Origin of the sequence: Chthonomonas sp., from assembly GCF_035294165.1 — a bacterium.
GTDB lineage: Bacteria > Armatimonadota > Chthonomonadetes > Chthonomonadales > Chthonomonadaceae > Chthonomonas.
Genome location: NZ_DATGLN010000259.1, coordinates 1 through 7,425 on the forward strand (window position 1 = coordinate 1; position 7,425 = coordinate 7,425).

The 7,425-nt window shown below is 57.3% G+C and carries 3 protein-coding genes and 1 CRISPR repeat array; of the genes, 2 read left to right on the forward strand and 1 reads right to left on the reverse strand.

Going from position 1 to position 7,425, the window contains the following annotated elements:
• Nucleotides 1-66 precede the first annotated feature (66 nt).
• Nucleotides 67-2,420: a CRISPR direct-repeat array (repeat unit 37 nt; unit sequence GTGTCACCGGCTCTTCGGAGCTGGTGGGGATTGAAAC).
• A 192-nt stretch (nt 2,421-2,612) separates the two neighbouring features.
• Nucleotides 2,613-5,012: a hypothetical protein gene (locus tag VKV29_RS14760; protein ID WP_324202086.1), complete on the forward strand. Its 2,400-nt coding sequence runs from the start codon at nt 2,613-2,615 to the stop codon at nt 5,010-5,012.
• Between the two features lie 111 nt (nt 5,013-5,123).
• Complete coding sequence (locus VKV29_RS14765) at nt 5,124-6,290, forward strand: glycosyltransferase (RefSeq protein ID WP_324202087.1); 1,167 nt, start codon at nt 5,124-5,126, stop codon at nt 6,288-6,290.
• Here VKV29_RS14765 and VKV29_RS14770 read toward each other — a convergent pair.
• On the reverse strand, nt 6,283-7,251 hold the full coding sequence (locus VKV29_RS14770; protein WP_324202088.1) for a hypothetical protein: 969 nt from the start codon (nt 7,249-7,251) through the stop codon (nt 6,283-6,285). The two genes, VKV29_RS14765 and VKV29_RS14770, sit on opposite strands and share 8 nt — an antisense overlap.
• Between the last annotated feature and the right edge of the window lie 174 nt (nt 7,252-7,425).

A 7,425-nucleotide genomic window follows, 5' to 3' on the forward strand; every position in this document is an offset into this window, starting at 1 on the left:
ACCGGCTCTTCGGAGCTGGTGGGGATTGAAACTCAAACTGGACGCGATTATCCGTCCAGTAGGGATGTGTCACCGGCTCTTCGGAGCTGGTGGGGATTGAAACCTGCAGCCTTTTGCCGATGCGGCGTTGGCCGCGTTGTGTCACCGGCTCTTCGGAGCTGGTGGGGATTGAAACGTGCAATTGGGACTCCAATACAGTGTTTTATCGGGAGTGTCACCGGCTCTTCGGAGCTGGTGGGGATTGAAACTAACAGATTAGTGGCGAAGGTAAACTCTCCTTTTGGTGTCACCGGCTCTTCGGAGCTGGTGGGGATTGAAACCAGCGGAGATCGTCCATTTAACCGCCCCTCCAGAGGTGTCACCGGCTCTTCGGAGCTGGTGGGGATTGAAACTATTAGAGTAGATGCTGCCGGCAAGGCGGCATCGAAAGTGTCACCGGCTCTTCGGAGCTGGTGGGGATTGAAACTACCACCACCCACTGCCGGCATAACGCCAGCATCTGTGTCACCGGCTCTTCGGAGCTGGTGGGGATTGAAACAGATCGAGACAAAATGCGCCATCGGGTAGATATTGTGTCACCGGCTCTTCGGAGCTGGTGGGGATTGAAACGTTCAAGGCAAACGAGATAAGACGTTCCGTCGTGGTGGTGTCACCGGCTCTTCGGAGCTGGTGGGGATTGAAACTCTCAAACCAGGCATTGGGGTTGCTCCTGCAGAGAGATGTGTCACCGGCTCTTCGGAGCTGGTGGGGATTGAAACCCAAATACGCTAGTAGGGTAGGGCGCAGTCGTTCCGTGTCACCGGCTCTTCGGAGCTGGTGGGGATTGAAACTTGTTTAAAGTTACGCAATCGGTTCGTTGTGTGCAAGTGTCACCGGCTCTTCGGAGCTGGTGGGGATTGAAACGAAACCTGCATCGAAATGATCGATGCGCTCTGGGCGTGTCACCGGCTCTTCGGAGCTGGTGGGGATTGAAACCTCGGGTTGTTGCATATCATTACGGTGCGGGATAAGTGTCACCGGCTCTTCGGAGCTGGTGGGGATTGAAACCGGATACCAGACCGACGGCGGCGGCTCTTGCCGCGTGTCACCGGCTCTTCGGAGCTGGTGGGGATTGAAACCTGGTTGCATTCGCTCAGACAATATAAAGGCACGTGTGTCACCGGCTCTTCGGAGCTGGTGGGGATTGAAACTTCGTGAGAGCGGAATTTCACCGTTTCGGCGCCGAGTGTCACCGGCTCTTCGGAGCTGGTGGGGATTGAAACTTACGAGCGAATATCCGCTATTTCGCCATTCATAGTGTCACCGGCTCTTCGGAGCTGGTGGGGATTGAAACCCCTCAGAAGCAGGCCATCGCGATCGCATATGCGATGTGTCACCGGCTCTTCGGAGCTGGTGGGGATTGAAACCCATTTTCCCTCCTTCACTTATCACCACTGCCGCACCGTGTCACCGGCTCTTCGGAGCTGGTGGGGATTGAAACGGGCTTAAAAGAGAACAGAAGACTATCGAGACTGGTGTCACCGGCTCTTCGGAGCTGGTGGGGATTGAAACTGCACGAACTGGGCGAAGGGGGGGCCGGGAACGAGGGTGTCACCGGCTCTTCGGAGCTGGTGGGGATTGAAACCTCGTATGGCAGCCCGCAAGGGCTCCCGGAACCAAGTGTCACCGGCTCTTCGGAGCTGGTGGGGATTGAAACAAAATAATAGCCCACCACGCCGTTGACCTCACTATGTGTCACCGGCTCTTCGGAGCTGGTGGGGATTGAAACCCGAAGCACGCTTGTGAGCGGAGCAAACCAATGGCGTGTCACCGGCTCTTCGGAGCTGGTGGGGATTGAAACTCTCTGCCAGGCAGATTTCGGCACGGGCATACGCCGTGTCACCGGCTCTTCGGAGCTGGTGGGGATTGAAACTGGCGCTGTGCACCTCGTCCTCCACGACCCACTTTCGGGGTGTCACCGGCTCTTCGGAGCTGGTGGGGATTGAAACAGCTCCGAACAGGAGCAAGAGATCCTGGCTCTGAGGGTGTCACCGGCTCTTCGGAGCTGGTGGGGATTGAAACTGCTATGGGCTTTCGCAAATTCCCCATGAGATTTTGTGTCACCGGCTCTTCGGAGCTGGTGGGGATTGAAACATCTCGCAATGCGCATGCCGTTCAGCGGCAGTGAGTGTCACCGGCTCTTCGGAGCTGGTGGGGATTGAAACTCGGTGTCAACTTTGCCAGGTCGCCCCCGATGAGCGGTGTCACCGGCTCTTCGGAGCTGGTGGGGATTGAAACCTGGGGATTTCTCAAAAACCATAGCCGAGACCTTGTGTCACCGGCTCTTCGGAGCTGGTGGGGATTGAAACTCAATTTTTATCGCTTATCGCGCCCTGTGAAGCGCGTGTCACCGGCTCTTCGGAGCTGGTGGGGAGTGAAACGAAACAATATATATGGTTCCGTCTTGCGGTTCTGGGTGTCACCGGCTCTTCAAGGCCGACGCCCTTCCCCTTAAAGCTGGTGGGGATTGAAACACAAGGATAGAATGGAACCGCAGGATTCGGGTAGACTACATGTAACAGAAAGGGGGTGAGAAACGTCCAAAACAGATGGATGGTCATTAACAGGAACGAATGAAATTCGCGCTTTCGGTGCTCCCCACAAACCTTTGGGAGCGTATCTTTGGAATACCACCCCAGACGGCAAGCCGTATCCGACAAGCCCACCTGGTGTTCGCTACACCGTGGGTGCTGCCACTCGCCTTAACACTCCTTATCATCGCAGCCCTCTGGTTCGCATGGTGCTATTATCGCGATGGAACACGACCCTCCTGGCTGGTAAAAACCCCTCTGCTCGCCCTCCGATTGCTGGCCTTCCTCGCCCTTATGATGATGCTGGCACAACCTACCCTCCGCCTGCGCGAAGAACAGCGCCTGCGCCCCTCGGTGGCCATCCTCGTGGATACCTCCCAGAGTATGGGGCTAACCGACCCACGCCTTCCCCCCGCCTACGCCGCAAATGAGGCCCAAGCCACCGCGCTCTCTCCAGACGAAGTCCGACGCCTGCCACGTGTCGCACGCATACAACGCCTCCTGGAGCATAACCCGCTGCTGAAAACCCTCGCCAAAAGCTATGATCTGCGGCTCTATGCCTTCGCCTCGCAAGCGCATGCGCTGGAACTGCCCCATGATAAAAACGGAACCCCCACCGCCTTCCCGCTTACCCTAGACCGCACCGGTGGGGATAGCACCCAAATCGGCACGGCCCTACATGAGGTGGCACAAGATTTGGCGGGACGACCCGTCGCCGGCCTGCTCGTTATCAGTGACGGGGAGAATAATCAGGGAGAAGACCCGCTGACGGCGGCCATGGATGCGCGCGCCCTCCACACCACCGTCAGCACCCTCGGAGTGGGCGACCCCACCAAAACCAAAGATATCGCCGTGCTGAGCGTGCTGACCGATGATAACGTGCGCGTGCATAACGTCGTGAACCTCTATGCCGACCTGGAACAGCGCGGCTATGCCGGCAAAACGGTAACCGTCTCCTTGCTGCGAAACGGACAGCCCTTTCAACAACAGACCGTGCGTCTGGCCCCAGACGACCAAAAACAGGAGATCGTCTTTACTTATGTGCCCGACCAGCCCGGTAGGTTTGTATACACCGTTCGTGTGCCACCCCAGCCAGGCGAGATCACGGCCGCCAACAACGCCCGTTCCGCCGTCCAAAACGTTATTCAAAAGCCCTTGAAGGTGCTTATGGTGGAGGAAAGGCCTCGCTGGGAGTTCCGCTATCTCAAAAACGCCATCTTACGCGACACCAGCATCCAGTTCGCTTGCCTTTTGCTCAGCGGTGACGACGTTAACAGCGGAGGGGAAGGCAATATAAAGATTTCCGGCTTTCCTTCCGACGAACGAACGCTCTTCGACTACGATATTCTTATTCTCGGCGATGTGCCGCGTTCCTACTTCTCAGACGCGCAACTGCAGCTTATCCGCCGGTTCGTGGAAGACCGTGGGGGAAGCCTTCTGCTGATTGCAGGCGAAAATCATATGCCTCAAGAGTATGTGGGAACCATGCTCGACCCGCTTATGCCCGCCACATTTAGCTCCTCGCCAAACCCGGTCACCACCGACGATCCGTTTCAATGGCAGCTAACCCCCCAAGGGCAGGAAAGCCCCATCATGCGCCTAGACGATGACCCCACACGCAACCTGCAGATTTGGCAGAGCTTGCCGGGGATGTTTTGGTGCGAGGGAGCCGAGCGGGTTCGACCCGGCGCCGTGGTGCTGGCGGTGAACTCCGCGCGAAGCAACGCCTACGGCCCTTACCCCCTGGCACTCTACCAGAACTTTGGAGCGGGGAAGTGCTACATGGATTTGGCCGATAGCACCTGGCGTTGGCGCTGGCGGGTGGGCGACCGCTACTTTTATCGCTATTGGGGACAGGTCATTCGCTTCCTCACCCCGCGCGACCTGCCCGGAAATCAACGCTTCGTTCAGGTTGCCACCGATAGGCCTGGCAGCAGCTATCGCCTAGGGCAACAGGTTAGCATTACCGTGCGTTTGCTCGACCCTTACTACCATCCGGTGAAGGTCTCTTCACTTGCAGCCACCATCATCGGCAACAATGGGGTACGGCAAACCATCGCGCTGCAGCCCTCTCCAAATGCCCCCGGCCTTTACACCGCACGTTACCTGCCAAATCTCACCGGCAAATATACCATTTCGGTGACCTCACCGCAAAACCCGAACGCGAAAGGAACGGCCACCTTTGTGGTGGAAAGCCTGGCCTTGGAGCTGCAAAAGCCCGAGCTAGATGAGAAGATGTTAAAACGTATTGCGGCCGCCGGCGGAGGCCACTACTATCGTCCAAACCAACTCGATGACTGGTTGCGCTCCCTCAAAAATCGTCCTCTGGTGGTTACAAGCACACGGGAAACGGAACTTTGGGACTCGCCGTTTTTCCTTGCGCTGTTCATCGTGCCTTTAACCATCGAATGGCTGGTGCGCAAGCGCAGCGGCCTGTTGTAAGCAGAAGCTATTGGCTAACAGAAGGGCTTTTCTCTTGTTTGTGAGCGCCTCCTTGAGGTAATCTGGACACAGCGCTTTTGCCGATCAGGCCGCAAGCGCTAAATAACATCTATGCGTATCGCCCTTTTTTCCGAATGCTATACCCCCGTATTAAACGGGGTGGTCATCGCCGTTCAAACTCTCCGAGAGACCCTGCGCTCTATGGGGCATGAGGTCTTTATTTTTGCCGCCGGAGACCCTCAGCCTGACGACGAGCAGGTCTACCGCCTGCCGGCCCTCCCGTTCCCCAAACATCCCTACCGCTTTGCGCGTCCGTTTCCCTCGTTGCCGTTCGACTTTAACCGCTTACAGATCGATATCGTGCATTGTCAACACCCTTTCCCGGTGGGGCGGCTCGGCGCCCATTTGGCCCGCAAAAACGACATCCCCCTGGTCTACACCGTGCATTCGCTTTACGACACCATGCTTTTGCTGGCAAAACCGGCCATTGTGAGGCGCTTTGGGCCGCCAGCCATGCGCAGCGTGATGCGGCGGTTCTGTAATAAAGCCGATGTCATCATTGCCCCATCACACTACGTAGCCCAGGCCCTTGCCCAAAGCGGAATCGCCGCGCCCATTCAGGTGGTGCCCAGTGGGGTTATTCCCCCCCAGGTCTCCCCAGGCGATCGCGAAAGGGTGCGATGTCAGCTGGCGATTCCAGACGAGGTTCCCGTGCTCCTCTATGTGGGAAGGCTGGCACCGGAGAAGCGCGTTGACCTGCTTCTGCAGGCGGTGGCACAGCTACAACAGAGGCTTTTGAGAAAGCCTCAAAGCGCTTTTCGTTTGCTGTTGGTTGGCGATGGCCCCTGTCGTTGCCAGCTCGAATGGCAGGTGCAGCGATTGGGAATTCAAGACCGGGTCGTCTTTGTTGGGGCACAGCCTCATGAGCAGATCGGGGCCTGGTATGCGGCTGCCGACCTTTTTCTGATGCCTTCGCCCATGGAAACACAAGGGTTGGTAGTTATCGAGGCGATGAACTGCGGTCTGCCCTGCATCGCCGTGAGCGAGGGAGGGGCGGGGGAGGCGGTGATACCGGAGCAGACCGGGCTGATATGCCCCTTCAGTGCGCCCGCGTTCGCAACCGCCATTGAGGCTTTGTTGAACAACCCGCAACGTCGAAAGCAGATGGGGCAAAACGCCTCTCGGCATGCCGAAATCTATTCTCCTGCACGCACGGCGCAAAATGTTTTGGCCGCCTACGTGCAGGCGCAAGCGAAACACAAAAAAGCGCCTATTTAGCCTGCTTTTGCGGATGATGCTTCGTTACAAAGAGGTTCCAGTGCCGACGCCAATCCAACGCCTGTTGGGTAATCGAGCGCAGGCCGGCCTCCCATAGTTTGGGTTGAATGGCGCTCCATTTCGCCCCCTCCTTCTGGCGGGTAAGCCAGTAGGCAATTTGAAACTGAACAAAATAGTCGGGCACACGCCGGTCGGCCAACAGTCCATGCAGATGCAGCATCTGCCGTTTAGGGAGCCAATAGGAGGGGGCCTTCTGCTTTTGTGTGGCGTAGAGCCACTGCACCTTTGGAAGCGGCCCAAAAAACCCGATTCGGGCGGCCAGGTGGGTCATCTCCTGCTCGATATCGGCCAATGTGCGCCTGCCCGCAGCGGCCAGAAATTCCCGCCATAGGGCCTCATGGGCCTTCTGTTTTGCTTGAGCCGCGCGCAAAAGATCGGCACAGTGGCTCTCATAAAATGCCTCCCATTCCTTCTCTATCCAGGCTTTTGCGCGCTCTGCTAAGGGGGTTAGCCCCCTTCGTTCCAGCTCTTTATCCACCACACCTCCACGGTGCGGTGCCGCGTGACGCCGCGCTAGGCCGGAACCAAACCCGTGCGCATAGTGCGCCAACTCATGGGCGATGACCGCCTCGACCACATAAAGGGGAACTTCAGGGTCGGCCAAAAGACCGTTGAGGCGAAGGATAGAGGTGTGGTTTCGCGCTCCAATCGAGCCGAAACGCCGATGCGCCCTGCGCCCGAAGTGGGCAACAATGGGATAGGCTTCTGCCACGTCGGCGAAGTAGGTGGTGCGTATACGCTGGACAAGGGCGTTGAGCCATGCATCGTCTCGTGGGGTAACATCGAGACTGGCGGGGATGACCGCGGCTTTTGAGATAAGGGCTTCCTCAAGAGGTTCTAAAGGGATGACATTTTCCGATGCTGTCTTGTCTTGGCCTTTTGGGCTGCTTTCTAGCTCCATCCGATACGAACAACTCCTCCCGTCTACGAAGCAACGGGTCTATTATAACTTCATACCGTAAAATTATCGTGAAATTTTAGTATCGGCAGAGCAAGGTACATAGAACGCGCCTAGAATTAAGCCGTAGATGGCATTGAGGATGAAAACTAGGAACGGTGTAGCTAGGCCTAGCTT